The sequence below is a fragment of the Actinomadura meyerae genome (assembly GCF_900188445.1).
GTDB lineage: Bacteria > Actinomycetota > Actinomycetes > Streptosporangiales > Streptosporangiaceae > Spirillospora > Spirillospora meyerae.
This window is the reverse complement of sequence record NZ_FZOR01000041.1, coordinates 28,958-50,178: the sequence shown is the minus strand read 5'-3', so window position 1 is coordinate 50,178 and position 21,221 is coordinate 28,958. Positions and strand designations below refer to the sequence as shown.

The following is a 21,221-nucleotide window of genomic DNA, read 5'->3' as shown; positions in this document are numbered from 1 at the left end:
GCCGGCTCCGCGGGCCCGGCCCTGCCGCGGAATTTACTGAGACGCCTTGTCCCATGCAAGGGGTCGGGGGCGGATGAGCCCCACGTCACGTCCGCCTGCCGCCTCCTCCCCGGACGCCCGGCTCAGCTGAAGTCGAGTGGGCCCCGAGACCGCTTCAGCTCGGCGAACGCGTCCATCCCGGCCAGGGTCCTCAGGGACTGGAACAGCCGGACGGCCTCCTTCCCCTTCGGTGCGACGCTCAGGACGGGACCGAAGAAGGTCGCGCCGTCGAGGGTGACGAGGGGCGTGCCGCCCTCCTCGCCGAGGGCGTCCTGTGCGGCCTGGTGCCTGGCCCTCAGAGCCTCGTCATATTCGTCCGTGGCGGCGGCCTCGGCCAGGGACGCGGGCAGCCCGAGTTCGTCCAGAGCGTCGGCGATGACGGTGTCGTAGTCCTTGTTGCCCTGCACGTGGATGCGGTTGCCGAGCGCGGTGTAGAGGTCGCGCAGGATCCCGGTGCCGTGCTCGAGTTCTGCGGCCGTGCAGACCCGGGCCGGGCCCCAGGCGCGGTCGTTGAACTCGCGGTACCACGGCTCGATGTCGCGGTGCTCGTTGAGCACCGACAGGCTCATGATGCGGAAGCCCAGGTCGACCGGCTCCAGCCGCTCGACCTCCAGCAGCCAGCGGGAGGTGATCCAGGCGAAGGGGCAGGCGGCGTCGAAGTAGCAGACGACCCGGGCCGGGGAGGCAAGATTATCTTCCATGGAAGTTATTTTAGCTTCCGTGGAAGATATCATCAACGGCATGCAGCCCCACGCCACCACCGACGCCACCGAGGCCGACGCCACCGACGCCGACGCCGACGCCACCGACGCCACCGCCGCCATGGTCGCGCAGTGGGACCGCGAGCGGCCCGACCTCGACGCGACGCCGATGCTGGTCATCGGCCGGCTCTTCCGCGTCACCGACGCGGCCGACCAGCGGCTCCGCCCGCTGTTCGCCGCCGCCGGCCTCGGCAACGGCGACTTCGACGTCCTCGCGGCGCTGCGCCGCTCCGGCCCGCCCTACGCGCTGTCGGCGGGCGAGCTCAGCCGCACCGTCCTGGTCACCACCGGCGCCATCACCAAGCGGGTCGACCGCCTCGAAGCCCGCGGCCTGGTGAGCCGGACCGTCGCCGAGCACGACTCGCGCGGACGCCTCGTCACGCTCACCGCCGAGGGCGTCGCCCTCACCGACGAGCTGCTCGCCGCCCACCTCGACAACCAGCGCCGCCTGCTGGCCGGGCTCACCGAGCCGGAACGGGAGCGGCTCGCCGAGCTCCTCCAGCGGCTCGCCGCGACACTCGACGCCTGATCCCCGTCCAATAAAGATCATTTTTCCGGGGAAATACAGGCCCATTTCCCCGTGGAAATACGGGGAATGTATAAGCCCGGCCCCGCCGGCCCGGTGATTCGCCGGTCGCGATCCGGCCGCGTCCCGGTCGTCCGCCGGGCGCGGCATAGATTTCCTGCCCCCCTATTGGTACAAGTAATGGCAAGTTCGTACCTACGGGGAAAGCGGGGACACGATGAGTCAGTGCCAGAAGTGCTACCGGACGCTCCAGGACTGCCCGGGCTGCAACGGGGGCCGGTCGGGCAGCGGTCCGCTGGGGGGCCGGCTGACGTGCAGCAAGTGCCGGAACACCGGCCAGGTCTGCCCGCAGCACGAGGGCCACTGGAAGAAGTGAACCGATGACGGGCTTCCTGATCGTCGCGGGCATCCTCCTGGTGCTCGGCTGGGCGGTCTTCACGCAGGTGGCGGGGCGGCAGCAGGTGGAGGTCCTGACCGCGCTCCCGCCCGAGGAGGCGAGGCGGGTCGTCCACGAGTCGTTCGGCAAGATCTGGCGGCGCACCGACGGCCTCGGGGTGGACAACTTCCGGCCCCTCCTGCGCTTGCACAGCCCGACCATCTCGGTGGACTACGAGCCGCTCGACGGGGGCGGGTGTGCCGTGCAGATCTGGGTGTCGCAGTTCACCACGCAGGCCGGGTTCATCCGGCTGCACGCCCAGCTGTGCTGGCGGAAGAAGCGGTACGTCGCCCGCAGGATCCTCCGTTCGGAGGGCGTCCTCACGCAGGCGGCGTGAACCGGCTCGCATGCGGACCGGTGGACCTCCGCGCCGGAGAGCCACCGGTCCGCGTCACATGGCGCGGCCGGGTGCCCCCGATGGCCGGATTAGGGCGACCCAAACCAGAACGGTCGCGGCTTCCGGTCGCGATTGCGACTATGGCGGCATGCCCTCCGAAACCAGCCATGCCTCATTCGGCCACGCCGCGCTGGTCGCCGACCTGCGCGCCGTGCGCGAGCGCGGGCTGCTGCGCCTGCACGAGGTCGACCTCCCCGCGCTGAGCGCCGCGGCCATGGCACTGGGCCTCCCCGTGGGCGACGACCGCGTGCGCTCGTCGCTGACCCGCGTCATCGAGCGCGCCGCGACCGGCCTCGCGGGCAACCTCGACACCGCGACGGCCTACACCTTCGGCCTCGTGCCCGGTACCCGCGACTGGCCCGCCCAGGACCGCCGCAGCCGGGCCGCCGCCGTCTACGGCGTCAGCGTCGAGCGGTTCCGCAAGCGCCAGGAACGCCTGGTCATCGACAACCTGGCGCAGCGCATCCTGGACCTGTGCCCCGCCGCCCTGCCCGACACCGGTGGCGTCCCGCTGGGCGGCAGTGTCGAGGTGAGCGTGCCGGCGGGCGCGGTGACGCTGCACCGCAAGCCCGTGGAGACCCTGCACGGCGTCGACGTCCTGGTCTCGTCCGAGAACGTGTACCTGGAGATGTCCAAGACGTTCCGCTCCACGTTCTCCGCCAGCCTGCGCAGTGCCGCGGCGACGCGCGACGCGATGGGGGCCATCTCCAAGGACGTGCTGCAGGACGAGCTGCATGAATGGCTGCGCAAGGAAGGACGAGAGGGCATCCCGCTCCTCGCGGGCACCGTCGTCCCCACCTCGCCCGGTGAGCTGAGGGCCCAGGGCGTCAAGCGCGTCTATCACGCGGCCGTCGCGGTGCCCCGTCCCCGGACCGACACCTACGACGTCGAAGCATCCGCGGTCGTCCGCGCCGTCCGCAACGTGTTCGCGCTGGCACGTGACGAGCGCGCGCGCCACGAGCCGTCGCTGCGTTCGCTGTGCTTCCCGGTGTTCGGCGCCGGCCGCGGCGGCCTGCCCCCGCACACCGCCTTCGCCTACCTGTGGGGCGCCCTCGAACCGGAGATGCGGTCCGGCGAGTGGGACGTCCACCTCATCGCCCGCAGCGCCGCCACGGCGGAAGCCGTCATGAAGGGGCTCCGCGCCCGCGACCGCGAGCGGACCGCCTTGCCCTGATCGCGCCCGAATCCGGCCCGGATCGCGACCAGACCCGCTGGTTGGCTGGGCTTTGTCCGGTTCTGGACGCCGGATAGAGAAGGGTGCGGAGGATGTTCGCGGGGTCAGCGGGGTCAGCCGCGGCGTGGGGAACGGGGCGGCTTGACCCGGATCCGGTACGGCGCGAGCTGCTCGTTCAGCCAGCGGGCGCCCGCGGCGTCGTCCAGCGCGACCGCCGAACCGGGCACCGGGGCGAGTTCGCCGGGGTCGACGCGGTCGCCGAACAGCATCGCGGACGGCCGGCCGATGTCGCGCCGCGACGGCCACAGCAGGCCCTGGCCCCACGGCGCGTGCCCGCGCAGCCACCGGGCCCACCGCCGGGTCTGCGGGTACTCGTGCGGCTCGGCGTGGATCAGCCATTCGTCCTGGCAGGCGGCGGCCAGGTCGGCGCTGGTAAGCAGCGAGATCAGCGCGAGGTCGGACGTGCTCTCCACGGCGGAGATCACCATGCCGGCGAGCGCGGCGCGGCGCAGGTAGCGGACGCCGCGGTCGTCGAACGGGATGCTGCGGACCAGGGTCTCCAGCAGCGCGGTCCGCGGGTCCGGCGCCGCGTAGAGGTAGGGGTACTCGTCGTCGCCGGGGATGCTGTCGAAGCGGCCGCCGCCGAAGTGCGGGTCGGCGGGGACCGGCTTGAAGTCGCCGGGGCCGCGGGTGCCGCGGTGGACGCGCCACAGCCGCGTGCCGGCCGGCAGCACGGTGCGGTTCGGGGTCGTCTTGGCCGCGGTCGGGGGCGCGGTGAACGGCACGGCTCAGCCCACCGCCGTCTCGGCCCGGGCGGCGCTCACCAGCGTCTCGTCGTCGACCTCGCCGAGGAGGTCGGCGGGGACGCCGGCGAGCCAGGCGTTGCCGCCCAGCCACCAGTCGGCGACGCCCCACGGGTCGTCGCGGACCGCGAGCAGCCGGTTGACCGCGAGCACCACCGGGCGGGGCGCGCCCGCGTCGTCGAACTGGAACGCCGGGGCGCGGTCGCCGCCGGACGGCGGGGCCAGCCGGATCAGGTCGTCGGCGTCGAGGCCGATGCCCCGGCGGCGCACCTCGTCCCACGGCACCATCGGGGCGGCCAGGAGCCGCGCGTCGGCCTCGCGCTCGGCCAGCGCGCCCGCGGCCAGGGCGGTGACCGCGGCCAGATCCGGCCTCGCGCCCGTCCAGTCGCCGACGGCGAGCCGGGTCCCCCCGGTCAGCGCGCGGTGCACCGGGTGCCGCCGGGGCAGCGCCGCGGCCACGACGTCGGCCACCCGCCGGGCGGCCGCGCGGACGGCCGCGTCGCCGGAGTCGCCCGGCGGACCGGCGGCGGCGATGGCGCGCAACCGGTCTTCGTCCAGGTCACCGACCGTGTCGTCCCAATGCTCGGCAAGCGCCTTGATGGCGTCCGGTACCGCCATGCGCGACCTCCCCGGCTATATCGGCGAATAACTACAGTACGGCGGATCCCGGACGAATGTCGGGTCGTTCCGTCCAGGCTGATGATCATTTGTGGCTTTTAGTGGCCTCGGCATTCCCATTGAAAAACCTGAATTCGGTCTTATCATCATTCGCGCCGGGCGGCCGGGGGAAGCCGCGCCGGCCGTTGCGCGACGGGGAGACAGGGGGTCTCATGAGCGGTTCCGAAGGCTATGGCTGGATTTACGCGGCGGCCGAGGCCGCGCGCGAGCAGGCCCGGCGCCGCGAACTCGCCGCGCGCCTCGCCGAGCTGCGCGCCGAGGCCCGGCAGCTCGAGAAGCGGCTGCGCCGGAAGGGGAGCCGCGACCTGCGCGCCGGGGCGTCCGACATCGCCGAGGCGGGCACCGGCGAGAGCGCGGACGCGCTGGCCGCGCGGGTGGCCGCGGCCGAGGCGGTGGTCGGGACGCTCCGTGACGAGTCCGGCCGGCTGGCCACGCGTGAGCTGGCGGAACGGCTGTCGCGGCACCGGCCCCCGCGCACGTCGCGGCCCGCGGCCGCACGCACCCGCGCGGCGGACGGCGGGGCGCCGGCGCGGAGCGAGGGCTCCGCGCTGCGGGAGAGGGACGTCACCGAGGTCAGGGAGTCGCTGCTGGTCCGGGCCGAGGACCTGCTGACCGAGGAGGCCGCGCGCTGCCACGCCGACGACCTCGAAGGGCTCGCCGCGCTGACGTCCGGCATCACCACGGCTCGGACCGTGCAGGCCGCGCGCACGGCGCTGCGCACGCTGGAGGAGCGCGTGGTCGCGTCCATCGAGCGCCGTGCGAAGAGCGACCAGGACGAGCGGACCAGGGCGGGGCTGCGCGCCCTGGCCCGGCACGCCGCCGAGGCCGACCGGCCCCGCCTGCTCGCCGCCATCGACCACGGATCGGACCTGGAGGCCGTCTCGGACCTGGTCACCGAGGCGGTCGCCGAGGCGGACCGCGCCGCCGCCCGGGAGCGGGCCGCGGACAAGGTCGCGGCGGCCACGGCCGAGGCGCTGCGGGAGATCGGCTGCGAGGTCGGCGAGGACTTCGCCACCGTCCTGGCCGCGGACGGAGACCGGATCGTCGACCTCGGCGAGGACTTCCGCGACCGGCTGGCGCGGGCCGAGCACGCCGCCGGCGCCCCGCCGGGCGCCTGGCGCGCCGACCGCTACGCCCTGCGCGTCACCATGCAGGGAAGCCGGGGGAGCATGCGCGCGAGCGTGGTGCTCGCACCCGGCGAGGAGCCCGACCCGCTCGTCGACACGGCCGCCCAGCAGGCGTTCTGCGACATGAGCTTCAACGACAAGGTGCGGGACCTGGCCAAGGACTGGCGCGGGCTCGACATCCGGCGGTCCTACCGCCTGCGACCGGGCCAGATGCCGCCGCCGGCCGCCGCCGAGGAGTCCTGGCAGGCGGTCGAGCAGACCCGGTCGAGGCGCCGCCGCAGGCACTCCGCCGGGCGGACGAACGAGCGGGCGAGGGAGCGGCGCCATGACCGCTGACGTGCCGGTGACGGCCCCGATGACCGGTGGAGCCACGGCGACCGGAGGGGCGCCGACGACTGGAGGAGCGGTGCCCGCCGGAGGAGCGGTGCCGCCCGGCGCCGCCGCCCTGCCCGCCTGGGTCCGCGAACTGGACATGGCGCTGCTGACCCATCCGCAGATCCTGCTGACCGGCAACGTCCGCGACCAGTACCCGCTGCCGGCCGAGGACGGCTCGGGCGAGATCGTCATGCATTCGCTGCAGGACGTCATCATGCGGGTGTGCCGCGGGCACGGCTACGGCGCGCTCGGCGAGCACAGCCCGCTGGACCAGCTGATGGTGCTGTGGCCGCTGTCCCTGACCGACTCGGGGCAGCCCGCGTGCCCCGAGTCGCTGCGGGAGATGTCCCAGGCCGACGCGGCGCGTCCCGGACGCGGTGAGAACCCCGACGCCGTCCGGCTGTCCCGGATCCGGCAGGTCCTGGTGGACGTGGTGCGCTGGCGCGGTGCCGCGATCGGGCTCGTCTTCCCCTACGCCGCCCGCGTGGGCCGCGGCGACTCCGAGGCCGGCGACCTCGGCCGCGACCTGTTCACCGTGGCGGAGGCGCTCGGGCACACCGCGATGCCCGTGCGCGGACCGGGCGTCACGCCGTACAACACGATCTTCTGGGTCACCGAGCGGCAGGACCACCTCGCCCCCGAGTTCGGCGCCGACAGCCGGCGGCTGCGGGTCATCGCGATCCCCGAGCCGCTGCTCGGCGAGCGGGAGCGCGTGGCCGCCTACGCGCTCCGCGACGTCGACCCGGGCGCCGGGCCGGAGCAGCGCGCCCAGGCCGCCCGGCGGCTCGCCGGGATCACCCACGGGATGCAGCTCGTGGAGCTGATGGCGATCGGCCGGATGGCCGAGCACCGCGGCCTGCCGCTGGAGCGGCTGGAGGAGGCGGTCCGGCTCTACCGGGTCGGCGTGCTGGACAACCCGTGGGCGGACGCCGCGCTGCGCGCCAAGATCGAGCGGGGGGAGAAGATCCTCAACGCGCAGGTCATCGGCCAGGAGCGGGCGGTCGCGCGGACCCTGCAGATCTTCCAGCGCTCGGTCACCGGGCTCACCGGCGCGCAGGCGTCCAGCTCGCCGAACCGGCCGCGCGGCGTGCTGTTCCTGTCCGGCCCGACCGGGGTCGGCAAGACCGAGCTGGCCAAGGGCATCGCCAAGCTGATCCTCGGCGACGACGCCGAGCCGATCCGGTTCGACATGAGCGAGTTCGCCGAGGAGCACGCGCGGGACCGGCTGATCGGCGCGCCGCCCGGCTACGTCGGGTTCGACGCGGGCGGCGAGCTGATCAACGCGGTGCGCGCCAACCCGATCAGCGTGCTGCTGTTCGACGAGATCGACAAGGCGCACCCCCGGCTCTACGACCTGTTCCTGCAGATCCTGGAGGACGGCCGGCTCACCGACGGCCGGGGCGCCACCGTGCACTTCACCGAGACCGTCCTCGTGTTCACCTCCAACCTCGGGGTCGTCACCAAGACCGGTGACATCGAGCGCAGGCTGAAGTACACCGACGACCCCGAGAAGGTGCGGCAGGCCCTCGACAAGGCGTTCCGGACGTTCTTCGACGAGACGATCCGGCGGCCCGAGCTGCGCAACCGCTTCGGCGACAACTTCATCGTCATGGACTTCATCCAGCCCGAGCACGTGCCGCGGATCCTCAACCGCGCGCTCGACTCCGTCGTGGGCCGGGTGGCCGACCGGCACGGCGCGCGCCTGACGATCGGCGACGAGGCCTTCGAGACGCTGCGCTTCGCGGCCAGGGCCCGGCTCGACCACGGCGGCCGGGGCGTGCTGAACGCCGTCGAGGCGGCCCTGGTGAACCCCCTGGCGGCCGAGCTGTTCGACCGTCCGCCCACCCCCGGTGAGGAGATCACGGTGCTCGACATGGAGCCCGAGGGCGACACCTGGCGGCTGAAGGTGGACCGATGCCCCGCGTGAGCCGGGTGTCCTGCCCCATCACCGCGCTCGGCCCGGGACGCCGGATGGTCGTCTGGTTCCAGGGCTGCCCGCTGGCGTGCACGGGGTGCCTGGCCCGCGACACCTGGAGCCCGTCCGGCGGCTCGGACCTGGCGCTCCCCACCCTGGAGCGGATGTGGCGCGAGGCGCTGGAGCACGGGATGGACGGGCTCACGGTCAGCGGGGGAGAGCCCCTGGCCCAGCCGGACGAGCTGGCGGAGCTGCTGGAGATGGCCGCCGCCGTCCGCGACGAGCTGGGCCGCGAGGCCGACCTGCTCGTCTACACCGGCTACGAGCCGGACGAGGTGGACATGGCGCCGCTGCGCCGGGCCGACGCCGTCATCACCGGCCGGTACGACGCGGCCCGTCCCACCCGGCTGATCTGGCGGGGGTCGGCCAACCAGGTGCTGACGCCGCGGACCGAGCTCGGCCACGCCCGCTACGACCGCCACCTGGACCACGAACCGGAACGCCCGCCGATGCAGTTCTCGGTCGACGGCGCGAACGTGTGGTTCGCGGGCGTCCCGGCGCGCGGCGCGATGGCAAGGCTGGAGCGGGCGCTGCGCGCCCGCGGTGTCACGTTCGAGGGGGTCACATGGCGACCATGATCTTCCGCTGCCCGCAGGACCCGGAGGGCTGCCCGACATCGCCCGTGCTGCGCTCCTGCGACACCCACAAGGTGAAGCTGGAACCGGCGCGCGTCGAGACGCCCGCGGAGGAGCCGCGCGCGGATACCGGGCCGGCGCCGGGCACGCCGCGCACGGTGTACCAGCAGCCGGACGGCGCGGCGTCCTCCGCCCCGTCCGGCCGCCGTCCGGTGATCGCGCTGCACCTGCTCGGCGACCTGCTCGTGGTGAAGCCCGAGGGCCTGCTGCTCGGACGGGACGAGCCCGACTGCGCGAAGGTCGACGGCCTCGCCGAGTACGAGCAGATCAGCCGCCACCACGCGCGGCTGTACTGGGACGCCGAGACCCTCTGGGTCGCCGACCAGCGTTCCACCAACGGCACCTACGTCAACGGCAAGCGGGCCGTGACGCCGCTGCCGCTGCGTCCGGGCGACACGCTTCGGCTCGGTCTGGACGTCGAGGTGCCGGTGTTCGAGATCGATGAGAACGGCGAACTCAGGAGCGCGCCATGACCCCGCCCGATGACGGGCCCGAGCGCCTGGCCAGCCCGCCCACCGTCCGCCAGGGCAGCCCCGAGACCACCGTCCAGGGGGAAGGCGGGACGGGCAGCCCGCCGACCATGATCCAGCACGGGGACACCACCGGCAGCCCGCGCACCGCCGTCCAAGGGGAGGGAAACGGGGCCGCGGAGGTGGGTGAGTCGCTGCGCGGCGCCGCGCAGTTCCCGCCCGAACTGCTCGCCGAGTACGAGCCGCACGGGGAGCGCGGACGCGGCACGGAGGGCGTGGTGTGGGAGGCGCGGCGCCGGTCCGACGGCGAGACCGTCGCCGTCAAGGTCCACTGGGCGGAACGGCCCATCGACCTCGACCTGCTCCGCCACCTCAAGCAGCACGACTATGACCGGCACGCCCCGCGCCTGGGCGGCTTCGGCAAGGTCACCACCCCGTACGGGACGGTCGGCTGGGTCGAGATGGAGTACTTCGGCACCTCCCTGGAGGATGTGATCCTCGCCGAGGGCGCCGGCGGGCCGATGCCGGACGACCGCGTCCGCGCCCTGCTGGCCGCGCTCGCCGAAGCGCTGGAGTACTGGCGGAACCCCGTCGACCGGATCCCGATCGACTTCAAGCCGGACAACCTGATGTTCCGGCGGGCGGCGGACGGGTCCGAGCAGATCGTGGTGACCGACTTCGGCGGCGTCGCGCGCGCGACCGTCACCGGGATGAACGGGCAGGTCATCGCGGCTCCCGGCTACACCGCGCCGGAGGGCGTGATCGGGCTGCGCCGGCCCGAGTCGCCGTGGTGGTCGCTCGGCGAGATCGTCTACCTGATGCTGACCGGCGCGACGCACCACGCCAACGACATCACCGAGCACGGCGTGCGGGAGACGTTCGTCCTGGACGTGGAGATGCCGCTGGACGGCGTCACCGACCCGCGCTGGCGCAGCCTGCTCGCGGGCCTGTTCACCCGGCAGCCCGACGACCGCTGGGGCGGCGCCCAGGTCCGCGCCTGGCTGGCCGGGGAGGACCCGGACGTCATCCGGCCGACCGTCCTCCCCGGGCACGGCACCCGGCGCGCCACCAACCCGATCACCTTCCACGGCGCCCCCTACGACAACCCCCGGGCGCTCGCCGAGGCGATGGCCGGGGAGCCCGAGGAGGCGGCCCGGTGGCTCCTCGCGCGGGGGAACGACTTCGCCAAATGGCTGCTGGAGGACGTCGGGAACCCGCTCGTCGACCTCCGCACGCTGGGCGCGGTGAGCCCGGACACCGCCCCGCTGCTGGTGCTGGACTTCGTCGTCACCTACGCGCCGGACGTGGTCCCCACCCTGCACGGGATCCGGCTCGACGACGTGGGCCTGGCCGGGCATGCCGGCACCGGTGACACGGTCTACGCCCGGCTGTTCGGTTCGGACGCGCTGCGCATCGCGGCGCGGCGGCCGTGCGGGCACGCCGGGTGCGACCACCAGGGGCGTCCCAAGGACCGGTGCGCCGTCCTGCTGCGGGTCGCCGACGACGTGCCGGTGATCATGCGGCTGGTCGAGGACCGTGTCGCGTCCCTGCGCGCCGAGGTCCGGGCCGGGCCCGGCGAGAGCCCGATGACCTGGGACCCGCTGAACGGGCGCGAGCGTGCGAACGCCTACATGACGGCGATCGCCCTCACGCTGGGCGCGGGCGAGTCCGCGCACCCGGTCACGAGGGACGGCACCGCTCAGCGAACCGTCCTGCGGCTCACCGGCGGCAGGCTGATCGGCGGGCCCGCGTGGTGGCGAGCCCTCAGGACCCGAGCGGCCGGAGCGGATCCGGCGAGCCTGGAGGGACGCGCCCTGGCCGCGACGGTCGAGGCGCTGCGCGAACGGGCCGCCCAAGGGCACATCGCCCGCAGGGCCGCGCACAAGGTGCGGATCGGGACCGAGCCCGCCGAGGCGGTGGGCTACGGCCTGCTCGGCGCGCTGGCGGCACTGCTCATGCTCATGGCCTGCACCTGGTCGGCGACGGTCCTGGGCAGGGCCTTCCGGGACGACATCACGATGGAGCCGACCGAGGAGCTCACCCAGACGGGCGCCTTACTGGGCAGGGCGGGCGCGGACGCCACGGTCGCGGTGCTGCCGGCTCTCCTCCTGCTGTCCCTCCTGATCGCCGCGCTGTGGCGCCGCCATGCGCCGCTCCTCGCGGTGACCGGCGTCCTCGTCTTCACCGCCGCGTGCCTGCCGCGCTGGATGCCGGTGAGCCACGCGCTGCCGGTGCCGGACTTCGCGGCCGGCCTGCTCTCCGACTTCGGCGCCGTGCCCGGCCGCTGGATCGGGCCGGTGGCGGTGCTGGGGCTGATCTGCGCCGCCCTCCTCGGCACCGGGGCGCGCGCCGCCATGCGGCGCGGCGTCCGCGCCCGCGGGCGCTACGAGCCGCTCGTCCGCGCCCGCGCCCTGGTGCAGCGGCCGGTCGGAACCGGGGCCGTCGTGTTCGCGTCCTGTACGGCGCTGCTCTGGACGTGCGTCATCATCCGCACCGTCTACGCGCACGAGGTGCCGCTCGCCGACACCTCCGGCGCGGGACGGGCGGCGGCGGACGTGTCGGTGGCGCACCTGCCGATCCTCGTTCCGCTGGCGGTGGTCGCGGGCTGGGGGGCGCGGCGCCGGCGGGCGCGGCGCGACCGGGCGCGGGACGTCTTCCATGCGGGCCTCGCCGCCATGCTCGTCATCGCGATCTGGCCGGACCTGTTCGATCGCGGCGTCACCGCCCTCCGCGACTGGCTCGCGGGCGAGAGCCCCGAGGCCGACTCAGTGCTCGGCGGGCTGCTGCACATCTTCATCAATCCGATCAGCGAGGGGCTCTCCCGCTGGCTGGCCGGGATCGGCGGCGCGGGCACGTTCTGGACGGCCCTGCTGCTGTTCCTGCCCGTCGCGGTGCTCGGCTATCTCGTCGTCGACGACCGGTGACCGCACCGGCGGCTCGGAAACGGGGGAACGGATGACCGACGAAGGCGTTGAGCAGGACCGGAGCGCGGAGGAGAAGCGGCGTCCCGGAAGCGGCACCCGCTCGGGTGACATCCTGCCTCCGGGCGCCGGGTCGGGCTGGTCCGGGACGTACTTCTACTGCCCGGAGCCCGGCTGCCCGACCAGGGAGCGCGCCCGTCCCGACGGGTCGCTGGGCAGCGGCCGGTGCGGTGAGCACGGCAAGGTGCTGACGCGGACGCCTCCCGCCGCCCAGACGCCCGCGGGAGGGGCGGGTGGACAAGCTTCTTGAGTCGCTCGCCGGGCCCTGGACGAAGCGGTGGACCGGGCACGTCGCGGCGGCGGCGCTGACGTTCTGGGCCATCGGCCTGAGCGCCCGGCTCGTCAGCGGCGGCGGCACCGCCACCGCGTGCCGGGCCGCCGGGCCGGAGGACCCGCTGGGCCACGCCTGGTGCCGGCTGGACGGGGCGGGCGCGGTCGGCTACGCGGCGCTGGTCGTCCTGGCGGGGTCGCTGGTGATCGGGTCGGCGCTGCTGGTCGCGGCGGCCACGCCCCGGATCGTCCACGTGATCGCGGGGGACGTGCCCCGGCCGGGCGGGCTGACCGCCTGGCCGCTGTGGGAGTGGCTGCTGCGCCGCCAGATCGCGCGCCGCCGCCGGGCGGCGCAGGCCCCCGGCCCCGAGCGGGCCGCCCTGCCCGACGACCTGATCGCCGCGGAGCGGGAGATGGCCCGGGACGCGCTGCGCGGCCGGATCGAACGGGACGCGATCGGCGAGCTGTACCGGTACCCGGCGGCCGACACGCTGATGGCGCCCACCCGCATCGGCTGCGCGCTCGCGGCGATGGTGGAACGGGTGCAGCGGCGGCACGGCCTCAACCTGACCGTCTGCTGGGAGCACCTGCTGATGGTGCTGCCGCCGGACGCGCGGGCGCGGCTCGCCCAGGAGTCGCGGCGTGTCACGCTGCGCGGCCAGAACCTGGTGTGGACGCTGGCCGCCGTCCTGTGGACGCCCACCTTCGGCCCGTCCCGGTACGCCGTGGGCTGGGTGCTGGGCGTCGCACTGGTGACCGCCTTGCTGATGCGGGGCGTCCGGGAGGCGGTGGAGAACTACTGCGACCTCATCGAAGCGCTCGTGACCTGCTACCGCGATCGGATCTACACCGCGGTCGGGTTCGCTCAGCCCACGTCCACCACGGGGGACGTCGCGGCGGGCCGGGTGCTGTCGGAGTACCTCGGCGGCTGGGCGGACGATCCGGCGGTCCCGCTGTCATGGCCTGCGCCGGAAACCGCCGCCCCCTGCCAGGAGAGCGCGCCGCCGCAGGGCGATGGCGACTCGGAGGCGACCCCATGACGTCAGAGGTGAGGCCATGACGCGGGCGGACCTGCACGACTACGTCAACTGGCTGCGGACCCGGCTCGTCGTGGTGCCCGGCGGGCCCCGGGCCGAGGCGGCGCTGCGGCTGGAACTGGCGACCGCGCTGGCCGAACGGTACGAGTCCGCGGAGCCGGAGGAGCGGGCCGAGGCCGCCGCCGACCTCGACGAGGTCATCGACTGCACCGAGTGGGCCGTCCGCGCCCTCGACGCCGGCGACGAGGGCCACGCCGACGCGCTCTCCTTCGCCGGGCAGGCGCGGGCCGAGCGGTACCGCCTCGGCGGTGCCGCGGCCGACCGCGACGCCGCGATCGAGCACCTCCGCGCCTGGCTGCGGTCGGTCCCGGGGGACCCGGACGACGGCGAACCGCTCGCCGACCTGGCCGCCCTGCTCCTCGACAGGTACGAGGAACGGATGGCCGGTGACGAGGACGTCCCGCGCGCCGAGCTGGACGCGGCCATCGACCACTGCGTACGCGCCCGGCGCATGGCGGGCGACTCCCCGGGCGGCGACGCGCTGCGGCAGTGGCTGGACTACCTGCACGGCATGGCGCTGGCCCTCCGCTTCGACCACCGCTACTTCGCCTTCGCCGACGCCTTCGACGCCGGCGACGCCCCCGACGACGGCCAGATCGCCCTGGCCCGAGCGGACCGCGACGCTGCGATCGACCTGCTGACCCGGCTACGGGCCGCCATGGAGTCCGGCGGGCACGCCGACGAGGCGACGCTGTCGAGCGTCACGGGACGCCTGGGAGAGCTGCACTGGGACCGCCGCACCGATCCCTGGCCGGACGCGCCCGAACCCGGCGACGGCGACGCCGAGCGGGCGGTGGAGCTGCTCGGCCGCGTCGCCGGCGCCCCCGGAGCGCGTCCCGGGACGATCGGCTACCTCGCCGACGCGCTGCGGGGGCGCTTCGAGGCGAGGGGCGCGGAGGACGACCGGCTCGCCGCCATCGCCCGCTACGAGCAACTGCTGGACGGCGCCGGGGAGGCGACGGCCGCGCACGCCCGCGAGATGCTCGGCGACCTGCATTTCGCCGGCGCCGACCGCGACCCGTCCCCGGACGGCCGCCGCGCGGGCTTCACGGCGGCGATCGAGCACTACGGGGCCGCGCTCGCGGCGGCGCGCGACGATGCCCGCGGGCCCCTCGCCGGCCTCCTCGCCTACGCGTACACGAAGCGGGCCGACGGCGCGGCGACCGACGACGACCTCGACCGGATCGCCGAGCACGCCGGGGAGGCGTGGGAGCTGCTCGAACCGGGGGAGGCCCGGACGCTGAGCGGCCTCATGCTCGGGATCGCCCTGCACGACCGGCTGCCCCGCTCGCGCCGCGGCCGCGCCGCCGACCTCGCCGACATCGAGCGGGCCGCGGCCGTGCTCATCGAGGTCGAGCCCGACTGGCGGGACGACCCGGACGCGTGCTCGACCGTCGCGGCCCTGATCGGGGTGCTGCTCACGGCGCGCGGCCAGGCCACCTCGAACGCGGCCGATCTGCGGGCCGCGGGGCCGTGGCTGACCCGCGCCCTGGAGACGCTGCCCATCGGCACCCCGCCCGGCGACGTGCTCATCCGGAACGTGGCGATCGGGCTGATGACCCGGTCGGCGTACGACATGTCCTCGGCCGACACCGCCACCGCGATCGGCCTGCTGCGCGCGGCCCTCGACGACCCCGGCTCCGAGCGGCGGGAATGGACACGGGCCGCGCTCGGCATCATGCTCTGCCAGAACGACGCGGGCCTCGCCGAGGGGATCGGGCACCTGACGGCGGCGTACCGGGAGCTTCCCCCGGACGACCGGGACCGGGTGACCGTGGCCGAGTCCCTCGCGGGCGCGCTGACGCGGCGCTACAACGAGAGCCGCGACCTGGAGGACCTGCGGGCCGCCGAGCACTACCGCGAGATCGTCGCGGAGTACTTCCGGCGGTCCGGCGCGGACGAGGACCACTTCTCGCCCGACTCGCCGGCGCTGCTCCGGGCGGGCCGGGCCGGGGTCGACATCGTCCGCGGGGCGTTCGGCGACGGGGCCGAACTCGTCGGCCGCGGCGTGGCGGAGATGCGCGCCGCGCTGGACTCCCTGCCCGAATCGCACCCGCACCGGGCGCGCATGCGGACCGAGCTCGGCACCGGAATGATCGTGCACGGGCTGACGGGCCGCGGCGGCGGCGCGGCCGCGCTCCTGGAGGCGGCGGATCATCTGAGCGCCGGCCTGGCCGAGCAGCCGCCCGGCCATCCGGCCCGGCCGTACACGCTGGTGCGCGCCGCCAGCGGGCACCTGCTCATCGCGATGGGCACGCAGGACCGGACGGCGGCCAAGGAGGCCATGCGGATCGCCGATCTCGGCCTGGACGAGGGGACGGGCGACGCGAACGCCCTGCTCCGGCTGGCGATCTTCGCCGCCGCCGCGCGGTACGCGCTCGGGGGGCTCACCCGCGACCCCGGCTGGTACGCCGAGGCCGCGTCCCGGCTGGAAGGGCTGCTGGCGGATCCCGGCGTGCGGCCCAACCCCGACATCGAGGCCGGGATGCGGATGCTGCTCGCCATGACGCGCCGGGAGGAGGGGCGCCACGACGCCGCGCGCGAGGCCGGTCTCGCGGCGCTGCGGGCGCACGGCAAGGCCGTCCTGCTCCAGACGGGGACCGGGCAGGCCCTCACCCGTGCGCGGGCGGTCTACTCGCAGGCGGAGCAGATCGTCGACTGGCACGTGCGGGACGGCGACCTCGGCGGCGCGGTGACCGCCCTGGAGCTCGGGCGGGGGCTCGTCCTGCACGCCGCGACCTCCGCGGCCGACGTGCCGTCCCTGCTGGCGGACGCGGGTCACGGCCCGCTCGCCGCAGAATGGCGCGCCGCCCCCGACGCGTACGGCACCCGGCCGTGGGAGCGCGGCCAGGACCTGACGGAGCTGCTCACGGCGCAGGGCGCGCTGGCCGTCCCGTCCGAGCTGGGCCGCCGGGCGCTGGCCGCGCTCGCCGGCGGCTCAGCGGAGACCCGCCTGCTCAACCCGCCGTCCACGGCGGACATCGCGCGGGCGCTGGCCGCGACCGGTGCCGACGCGATGGTCTACCTGCTGCCGCCGGTACCGGGCAGAGCGGGCACCGGCATCGTCGTCACCGCGGACGGCCGGCTGCTCCCGCTCTCGATGCCGCTCCTGATGGACGAGTACAGCGGCATCCTGGACGAGTACATCGACGCGAGCAACGCGGTGCAGTCCATGACCCCCGAGGAACTCGCCGACCGCGACGCCATAGCGTCCAACCGCTGGCGGCGGGTCCTGGACGCACTGTGCGACTGGGCCCATACGGCCGTGATGCGGCCGCTGCTCCGGCTCTGCGCGGACCAGTGGCCGGGCCGGGAGCCGCGGCTGGTGCTCGTCCCGGTGGGAAGGCTGAGCGTCGTGCCATGGCACGCTGCCCGCCGGCGCCCCCGCGAGGAGGGCCCGCCGCGCTACGCCTGCGCCGACGCGGTCTTCTCCTACGCCGTGTCAGGACGCCAGCTCGTGGACGTCGCCCAGCGGCCCGTCCGCCCGGTCGGGGACGACCCGCTGATCGTCAGCGACACGTCCGGGACCCTCTACTACGCCCCCATCGAATGCAAGGAGATACGTCGCCACTTCTTCCCCGGGGCGCGCCTCCTCGGCGACGAGGACCTCACCGGGCGCTCGGGCGACGGCACTCCGGACGAGGTGCTGGAAGGCTTCCCGGCGCCGGGCCGCCCGGGGGCGTCGGACGTCCACCTGGCCTGCCACGCCTTCGCCGGGGACGAGCCGACGGCGGCGTTCTTCCACCTGGCGGGCGGCCAGCCGCTGACGATCGAGCGGATCCTGCGGACCGCGCACGGCCGCGACCCCGCCGCGCCGGGCGGCCGGGTCACCGCGGCCGCCTGCGTCAGCGACCTCGCCGTGGGCGACTACGACGAGGCGCTCACCCTGTCGACGGCCATCCTCGCCGCGGGCCCGGTCACCGCCGTGGGCTCGCGATGGAAGATCCCCGACCGGGCGGCGTCCCTGCTCATGTTCGTCTACTACCGGCATCTCCATCGGGGGCTGTCCCCCCGCGACGCTCTGCGGGCGGCGCAGCTCTGGATGCTCGACCCGTCCCGCGAGGCGCCGGAGGGCATGGCCGATCAGTTGCTCCTCGCGATGGAAGAGGACGAGGGCGACCCGGACGGCCCCCTGTACGACGTGTACTCCTGGGCGGCCTACACCCACCAGGGCCGCTGACCCGTCGATCGGGCCGGGCCGACCCGGTCAGTGCTCCGCCGCGAGGGTGACGCCCAGGCCGATGAACACGCTCCCGGTCGCGGCGTCGATCCTGCGGCGCACCGCCTGGCGCCGGCGAAGCCAGCCGCCGATCCGCCCGGCCAGGACGCCGACCGTTCCGTCCGCCAGGAACTCCAGGACGATCAGGATGGCGCCCAGGATGGCGAACTGGAGCCAGACGGGCCCCGCCGCGGGGCTGATGAACTGGGGCAGGAAGGCGACCATGAACGTGAACGTCTGCGGGTTCGCCATGGACGACACCACGCCGTTGAGGAAGGCGCGCCGCCCCCGCATCCCGCCGCCGGCCAGGTCGTCGGCCTGGCCGTCCTTGCGCCTCCGGATCATCTGCACGCCGAGGTAGATCAGGTAGGCGGCCCCGGCGATCCGTATCACCGTGAACACGACCGGGAACGCCGTCAGCAGCACCGCGAGCCCGGCCGCGGCGGCGACGACGTACAGCGCGTCGCCCGTGATCACGCCGACCGTGGCCAGCAGCCCGGCGCGGGCGCCGCCGCGCACGCCGCACCCCATCACGAACAGCATGTCGGGCCCCGGAGTGATCAGCGCGACGATCGTGGTCGCCGTGAACACGGCGAGCAGGTGCGGCTCGATCGGCATCCGCCGATCATGTCATCCCCCGGCCGCCGGGGTCTTCCCCGTTTCCAGCGCGGCGAGCGTCTCGGCGAGCCAGGCGCGCTCGGCCGACGAGGTGACGCGGGCGATGTGCTGGATCCCGGCCCGGAAGGGCGAGTCCAGTTCGTCCTGTCGCAGCGCGCGGTCTCCGGTCACGAAGAACCCGCGCTTCGGGTCGTCCAGGAAGGCCAGCCGCCGCCGCAGGACCTCCGCCCTGCCCGCCGCCGAGGGCAGCAGGTGCAGGAACGCCAGGATCGTGAAGTACCGGTTGCGGTCGGTGATCTCGACGTCGTCGGGATCGGCGAGGCGGCGGCGCAGCTCGGCGCGGCCGTCGTCGGTCAGCGCGAGCACGTACCGCGCCGGCCCGCGCGAACCGGGCTCGACCCGCCGGGTCAGCAGCCCCCGCTCCTCCAGCCGGCGCACCGCCGGATACAGGGACCCGTCGCTGACCGGGCGGACGTGCCCCATCAGCGCCGTGATCTGCTTCCGCAGCTCGAACGCGTGCATCGGACGCTCGGCGAGGAAGCCGAGGACGGCGGTCTCGAGCATGGCCTGCCCCTTTCGCGCGAACGGCCCCCGGAAGCCCGGGCGCGACACCAGCCCGTACGCCGCGACGGCGGAGAGCACGACACCGGCCGCCGCCAGCCGCGCCGGCGACAGGCGCTCGTCCAGGACGACCACCCCGAGCAGCACGGAGACCAGCGGTGCCGCGAAGGACACCAGAGAGGCCCGCACGGCGTCCACCCGCTGTATCAACACCGTATTGGCCAACCAGCCCAGTCCGGAACAGGCCACACCCAGGACCAGCGCGGCGAGCCACGGCCCGAGCGATCCATCGGGGCGCGTCGCGTGGGCGAGGGCGAACGGCGCGGAGGCGGCGGTCGCGACCAGCATCTGCGTGCAGGTGAGGGTGAGCGGGTCGGTCTTGCGGAGCCGGGCGCGCACCAGCAGGTTGCCGACCGCGTAACTCATCGCGGCCGCCACGGGAAGCAGCGCCCACGGCGACGCCCCCTTGAGGGACCCGCCTGTCGTCAGCACCGCGAGACCTCCGAGCGCCAGGGCGAGGCATGCCACCTGCCGCGCCTTCAGCCGCTCGTCCGGCAGCACGACGTGGCCGCCGACCGCCACCCAGACGGGCGTGCCCGCCAGCAGCAGCGACACCACACCGGTGGGCACGTGATGCTCGCCCACCGTGATCAGCACGGACGGCAGTGCCGCGCTGCACACCCCCACCACGAGCATCTCGACCGGGCTGGCCCGCAGCAGGCGTCCCATCGCCGCCAGCGAGGACGCCGCCCCGCGGCGCACCGCCATCACCGCGAGCAGGGTCGCGCAGCCGAGCCCGAACCGGACGCAGGCGAGCACGTCCGCCGGCAGCGCGCGCCCGGCGATGGAGATCAGCAGGAACGGCACGCCCAGCGTCGTCGTGACCCACGCGGCGAGCAGACCGTTCGTCCAAGCACGAGGCATGGGGGAGAGAGTACCTCGATTCGAGGTAGTGAGTCGCCCCCGCCGTCGTCAGCGCTCCCGGATGCGGTACACGGGGTGCTCCTCGGCGATGCGTGCGAACTCGCCGAGCGGGGCCGCCGGGCCGAGGCGCAGGTGCGGGCGCGCTCCGGGGGCGACGGCGGCGTAGCGGCGCAGGATCGGCGCCCGGTCCTCGGGCGGGACGGGTTCGAGCCGTACCGGGACGTCGCGGCCGCGCCGTCCCAGCACGGCGGTCCGGCCCGCCGCCTCCACGTTGAGCACCCAGTTCGCGTCCGGTCCGAGCATCGAGACCAGGTACTCCGCGCCGCCGACGTCCGCGACGGCGACGGGGACGGCGGTGTCCCGGCCGGAGCGCCGCCCGCGCACCCGCAGCACGGCGGTGTGGGCGGGACGCACCCAGCCGGTGGCGTACAGCAGCGCGTCGAACCGGTTCCACAGCCGCATCGGGCCGGACGGGCGCCCGCCGCGGTACATGCGCCGCTTCGCCCCGCCGAGCTGCCGCAAGACGCCGGCGACTCCGCGGGAGGTCATCGGCTCCTCCTCCAGAGCAGCACCACGGCCACCAGCCCCGGCACGCAGGGGAGTACCTGGAGCCACGCGAGCGGCGGCGCCAGGCCCACCTCGCCCGAGGTGTCCTTCACGGTCAGACCGGTGAGCGCGAGGCAGGCGGCGGCCAGCCAGACCCCGGACGCCGCCCAGGGCGCCCAGGCCCTGCGGCCGCGGACCGCCCACATCGTGCCGAGCCAGCCGAGGACCCCCAGCACGCCCACCACGGACAAGATCGCCAGATAGGCCGTGACGGCCGCGTCGACCTCCCCGGAGTCATAGGCCGGGTACGTCGCCCGGACGTGGTCGGCCAGGACGTGCGTCGTACCGAGATCGACCAGCGGATACACCGTCGCGACGATCGTGAGGGCGAGCCCGCCCCACATCACCGTGATCGCCGCCCGGGGCCGCGACGCTCCGGTCGCTTGCACTGCCATCCCAGAACTCCTCGTCATGCCGGGTCTGTCCGCGCCCGGACCGGCGGCGCACCGGCGGAGGCGCTTTCAGACAGTGACTGTCTTCCAGAAAGTCACTCTATGTACGACTTGCTGAGAGTCAAGTTCAAGCAGAGAGTCACTTGCTAGACTTCGC

Annotated in this window: 19 protein-coding genes; 12 read left to right on the top strand and 7 right to left on the bottom strand. The window is 74.7% G+C overall.

Annotated features, from left to right (window positions below):
- Positions 1–122: 122 nt before the first annotated feature.
- Positions 123–740, bottom strand: a complete 618-nt coding sequence (locus CHF16_RS31510; RefSeq protein WP_089329807.1) for a mycothiol-dependent nitroreductase Rv2466c family protein — start codon at positions 738–740, stop codon at positions 123–125.
- Positions 741–759: 19 nt separating this feature from the next.
- Here CHF16_RS31510 and CHF16_RS31505 point away from each other — a divergent pair, with 19 nt between their 5' ends.
- The 4 genes from CHF16_RS31505 (at position 760) to CHF16_RS31495 (ending at position 3,333) form a co-directional block, all read left to right on the top strand.
- Positions 760–1,329: a MarR family winged helix-turn-helix transcriptional regulator gene (locus CHF16_RS31505; protein ID WP_245869591.1), complete on the top strand. Its 570-nt coding sequence runs from the start codon at positions 760–762 to the stop codon at positions 1,327–1,329.
- Between the two features lie 214 nt (positions 1,330–1,543).
- On the top strand, positions 1,544–1,702 hold the full coding sequence (locus CHF16_RS40560; RefSeq protein WP_179271794.1) for a hypothetical protein: 159 nt from the start codon (positions 1,544–1,546) through the stop codon (positions 1,700–1,702).
- Positions 1,703–1,706: 4 nt separating this feature from the next.
- Positions 1,707–2,099, top strand: a complete 393-nt coding sequence (locus CHF16_RS31500) for a hypothetical protein (RefSeq protein ID WP_089329805.1) — start codon at positions 1,707–1,709, stop codon at positions 2,097–2,099.
- A gap of 148 nt (positions 2,100–2,247) precedes the next feature.
- The gene (locus tag CHF16_RS31495; protein WP_089329804.1) at positions 2,248–3,333 is read left to right on the top strand and encodes a macro domain-containing protein; all 1,086 of its coding nucleotides are present in this window, start codon (positions 2,248–2,250) and stop codon (positions 3,331–3,333) included.
- 113 nt (positions 3,334–3,446) lie between these two features.
- On the opposite strand, the gene CHF16_RS31490 is transcribed toward CHF16_RS31495, so the two are convergent.
- Both CHF16_RS31490 and CHF16_RS31485 read right to left on the bottom strand, forming a co-directional pair.
- Complete coding sequence (locus tag CHF16_RS31490) at positions 3,447–4,118, bottom strand: RES family NAD+ phosphorylase (protein ID WP_089329803.1); 672 nt, start codon at positions 4,116–4,118, stop codon at positions 3,447–3,449.
- Positions 4,119–4,121: 3 nt separating this feature from the next.
- Entirely contained in the window at positions 4,122–4,754 is a 633-nt protein-coding gene (locus CHF16_RS31485; protein WP_089329802.1) for a hypothetical protein, read from the bottom strand.
- A gap of 212 nt (positions 4,755–4,966) precedes the next feature.
- Between CHF16_RS31485 and CHF16_RS31480 the strand changes: the two genes are divergently transcribed.
- Genes CHF16_RS31480 through CHF16_RS31450 form a run of 8 tightly spaced genes read left to right on the top strand, consistent with a single transcriptional unit; the run spans position 4,967 to position 17,924 of the window.
- A complete protein-coding gene (locus CHF16_RS31480) occupies positions 4,967–6,277 on the top strand; it encodes a hypothetical protein (protein ID WP_089329801.1) in 1,311 nt (436 codons plus the stop codon).
- On the top strand, positions 6,267–8,243 hold the full coding sequence (locus CHF16_RS31475; protein ID WP_218826933.1) for an AAA family ATPase: 1,977 nt from the start codon (positions 6,267–6,269) through the stop codon (positions 8,241–8,243). The genes CHF16_RS31480 and CHF16_RS31475 overlap by 11 nt, the downstream gene beginning before the upstream one ends.
- Entirely contained in the window at positions 8,231–8,869 is a 639-nt protein-coding gene (locus tag CHF16_RS31470) for a 4Fe-4S single cluster domain-containing protein (protein WP_089329800.1), read from the top strand. The genes CHF16_RS31475 and CHF16_RS31470 overlap by 13 nt, the downstream gene beginning before the upstream one ends.
- Complete coding sequence (locus tag CHF16_RS31465; RefSeq protein ID WP_089329799.1) at positions 8,857–9,399, top strand: FHA domain-containing protein; 543 nt, start codon at positions 8,857–8,859, stop codon at positions 9,397–9,399. Before CHF16_RS31470 ends, CHF16_RS31465 begins: the two co-directional genes overlap by 13 nt.
- A complete protein-coding gene (locus CHF16_RS31460) occupies positions 9,396–12,320 on the top strand; it encodes a protein kinase domain-containing protein (protein WP_089329798.1) in 2,925 nt (974 codons plus the stop codon). Before CHF16_RS31465 ends, CHF16_RS31460 begins: the two co-directional genes overlap by 4 nt.
- A 31-nt stretch (positions 12,321–12,351) precedes the next feature.
- A complete protein-coding gene (locus CHF16_RS39765) occupies positions 12,352–12,627 on the top strand; it encodes a hypothetical protein (protein ID WP_143228187.1) in 276 nt (91 codons plus the stop codon).
- On the top strand, positions 12,611–13,687 hold the full coding sequence (locus CHF16_RS31455; protein ID WP_089329797.1) for a hypothetical protein: 1,077 nt from the start codon (positions 12,611–12,613) through the stop codon (positions 13,685–13,687). The genes CHF16_RS39765 and CHF16_RS31455 overlap by 17 nt, the downstream gene beginning before the upstream one ends.
- 16 nt (positions 13,688–13,703) lie before the next feature.
- Entirely contained in the window at positions 13,704–17,924 is a 4,221-nt protein-coding gene (locus tag CHF16_RS31450; protein WP_089329796.1) for a CHAT domain-containing protein, read from the top strand.
- A 27-nt stretch (positions 17,925–17,951) separates the two neighbouring features.
- Here the strand turns inward: CHF16_RS31450 and CHF16_RS31445 are convergent, their stop codons facing one another.
- The 4 genes from CHF16_RS31445 to CHF16_RS31430 are packed head-to-tail and all read right to left on the bottom strand — an operon-like array spanning position 17,952 to position 21,067.
- Positions 17,952–18,581 carry a LysE family translocator gene (locus CHF16_RS31445; RefSeq protein WP_089329795.1) on the bottom strand — a complete coding sequence of 210 codons (630 nt, stop codon included), beginning with the start codon at positions 18,579–18,581 and terminating at the stop codon, positions 17,952–17,954.
- Positions 18,582–18,593: 12 nt separating this feature from the next.
- Positions 18,594–20,066, bottom strand: coding sequence for an EamA family transporter (locus CHF16_RS31440; RefSeq protein ID WP_143228186.1), 1,473 nt, complete (start codon positions 20,064–20,066; stop codon positions 18,594–18,596).
- A gap of 48 nt (positions 20,067–20,114) precedes the next feature.
- Complete coding sequence (locus CHF16_RS31435) at positions 20,115–20,615, bottom strand: nitroreductase/quinone reductase family protein (protein ID WP_089329793.1); 501 nt, start codon at positions 20,613–20,615, stop codon at positions 20,115–20,117.
- Complete coding sequence (locus CHF16_RS31430) at positions 20,612–21,067, bottom strand: hypothetical protein (RefSeq protein WP_218826932.1); 456 nt, start codon at positions 21,065–21,067, stop codon at positions 20,612–20,614. Before CHF16_RS31430 ends, CHF16_RS31435 begins: the two co-directional genes overlap by 4 nt.
- Positions 21,068–21,221: the final 154 nt, after the last annotated feature.

What these genes read in the sequence shown, in the direction of transcription:
- CHF16_RS31445 (WP_089329795.1), bottom strand. Translation starts at nt 18,581, where the DNA reads ATGCCGATCGAGCCGCACCTGCTCGCCGTGTTCACGGCGACCACGATC.
- CHF16_RS31470 (WP_089329800.1), top strand. Translation starts at nt 8,231, where the DNA reads ATGCCCCGCGTGAGCCGGGTGTCCTGCCCCATCACCGCGCTCGGCCCG.
- CHF16_RS31510 (WP_089329807.1), bottom strand. Translation starts at nt 740, where the DNA reads ATGGAAGATAATCTTGCCTCCCCGGCCCGGGTCGTCTGCTACTTCGAC.
- CHF16_RS40560 (WP_179271794.1), top strand. Translation starts at nt 1,544, where the DNA reads ATGAGTCAGTGCCAGAAGTGCTACCGGACGCTCCAGGACTGCCCGGGC.
- CHF16_RS31450 (WP_089329796.1), top strand. Translation starts at nt 13,704, where the DNA reads ATGACGCGGGCGGACCTGCACGACTACGTCAACTGGCTGCGGACCCGG.
- CHF16_RS31485 (WP_089329802.1), bottom strand. Translation starts at nt 4,754, where the DNA reads ATGGCGGTACCGGACGCCATCAAGGCGCTTGCCGAGCATTGGGACGAC.
- CHF16_RS31480 (WP_089329801.1), top strand. Translation starts at nt 4,967, where the DNA reads ATGAGCGGTTCCGAAGGCTATGGCTGGATTTACGCGGCGGCCGAGGCC.
- CHF16_RS31435 (WP_089329793.1), bottom strand. Translation starts at nt 20,615, where the DNA reads ATGACCTCCCGCGGAGTCGCCGGCGTCTTGCGGCAGCTCGGCGGGGCG.
- CHF16_RS31495 (WP_089329804.1), top strand. Translation starts at nt 2,248, where the DNA reads ATGCCCTCCGAAACCAGCCATGCCTCATTCGGCCACGCCGCGCTGGTC.
- CHF16_RS31460 (WP_089329798.1), top strand. Translation starts at nt 9,396, where the DNA reads ATGACCCCGCCCGATGACGGGCCCGAGCGCCTGGCCAGCCCGCCCACC.
- CHF16_RS39765 (WP_143228187.1), top strand. Translation starts at nt 12,352, where the DNA reads ATGACCGACGAAGGCGTTGAGCAGGACCGGAGCGCGGAGGAGAAGCGG.
- CHF16_RS31440 (WP_143228186.1), bottom strand. Translation starts at nt 20,066, where the DNA reads ATGCCTCGTGCTTGGACGAACGGTCTGCTCGCCGCGTGGGTCACGACG.
- CHF16_RS31430 (WP_218826932.1), bottom strand. Translation starts at nt 21,067, where the DNA reads ATGGCAGTGCAAGCGACCGGAGCGTCGCGGCCCCGGGCGGCGATCACG.
- CHF16_RS31465 (WP_089329799.1), top strand. Translation starts at nt 8,857, where the DNA reads ATGGCGACCATGATCTTCCGCTGCCCGCAGGACCCGGAGGGCTGCCCG.
- CHF16_RS31500 (WP_089329805.1), top strand. Translation starts at nt 1,707, where the DNA reads ATGACGGGCTTCCTGATCGTCGCGGGCATCCTCCTGGTGCTCGGCTGG.
- CHF16_RS31475 (WP_218826933.1), top strand. Translation starts at nt 6,267, where the DNA reads ATGACCGCTGACGTGCCGGTGACGGCCCCGATGACCGGTGGAGCCACG.